Origin of the sequence: Candidatus Thiosymbion oneisti (assembly GCF_900092655.1) — a bacterium.
Classification (GTDB): domain Bacteria; phylum Pseudomonadota; class Gammaproteobacteria; order Chromatiales; family Chromatiaceae; genus Thiosymbion; species Thiosymbion oneisti.
The window spans coordinates 1-1,307 of sequence record NZ_FLUY01001704.1; the positions used below are offsets into that span (position 1 = coordinate 1).

Here is a 1,307-nt window from a genome sequence, read left to right on the forward strand (position 1 = left end):
GTGGTTACCAGATAACTATCTGAAATGTAGATAAAAACATCCATTTTCGGGGTGTCACCGACTTGAACGCAAAAACCCGTACCGACATGCTTCGGCCCTGGATTCCCCGGGGAGAGGATCATGTATTCAGGACCGTTAGTTTTTTCGCAAGTCATGGACCATTTGCCTCTGCACACGTTTCGGCGTTGTGTGGCGCGTTACCAGGGCGAACGTTATGTCAAGCAGTTCCGCTGTCTCGACCAGTATCTCGCGATGGCATTTGCGCAGCTGACTTACCGCGAGAGCTTGCGCGACATCGAAGCCTGTCTGTGCGCCCAGCAGAGCAAGCTGTACCACATGGGGTTGCGCTGCACTCGGGTAGCACGCAACACCTTATCCAAAGCCAACGAACGGCGCGACTGGCGGATTTATGCCGACTTTGCCCACGCCTTGATTCGCATCGCCCGGCCTCTCTATGCCGACGAGGACCTGGGACTGAGCCTCGACAATACCGTCTATGCCCTGGATGCCACCACCATCGACCTGTGTCTGTCGCTCTTCCCGTGGGCGCTGTTTCCTGCCACCAAGTCTGCGGCCAAGCTGCACACCTTGCTGGATCTGCGCGGCAACATCCCGACTTTCGTCCACATCTCCGACGGCAAGCTGCACGACGTCAACGTGCTCGACATCCTCCTGCCGGAACCCGGCGCGTTCTACATCATGGACTGGGGCTACGTGGACTTCCGAAGGCTTTTTACCCTGCACACAGCCGGCGCCTTCTTCGTCATTCGCGCCAAGTCCAACACCAAGTACCGGCGTCGTTACTCCCAGCCCGTGGACAAATCGGGCGGTGTCCGTTGCGATCAGACCATCGTGCTCACTGGGGTCGATTCGGCAAGCACCTATCCTCAACCGCTACGCCGGGTGAAATACCACGATACGCCAAGCGGCAAGACCTTCAACTTTCTGACCAACAACTTCGCCATCCCGGCGCAAACGCTGGCCGATCTGTATCGCTACCGTTGGCAGGTGGAGTTGTTCTTCAAATGGATTAAACAACACCTGCGCATCAAGTCATTCTTCGGCACCTCCGAGAACGCACTCAAAAGCCAGATATGGATCGCCTTGTCTGTCTATGTCCTCGTGGCCATCATCAAAAAGCGCCTCGAGATCCGGGCCGATCTCTACACAATCCTACAGATTCTGAGCCTGACCTTGTTCGAAAGAACCCCGTTAATTCAACTGCTTACAAATGACCCGCACATAACGGAGGCTCCCGGAATCCCTAACCAACTGAATCTGTTCGACAATTTAACGGGACAGTAGTG

At 55.5% G+C, this 1,307-nt stretch carries 1 protein-coding gene; it reads left to right on the forward strand.

Annotated features, from left to right (window positions below; genetic code table 11):
• Positions 1 to 120: 120 nt before the first annotated feature.
• Positions 121 to 1,305, forward strand: coding sequence for an IS4 family transposase (locus tag BQ17_RS17895; protein ID WP_089729428.1), 1,185 nt, complete (start codon positions 121 to 123; stop codon positions 1,303 to 1,305).
• Positions 1,306 to 1,307 lie beyond the last annotated feature (2 nt).

Excerpts from the sequence above, each read along its gene's own strand:
- BQ17_RS17895 (WP_089729428.1), top strand. The coding sequence starts at position 121 with ATGTATTCAGGACCGTTAGTTTTTTCGCAAGTCATGGACCATTTGCCT.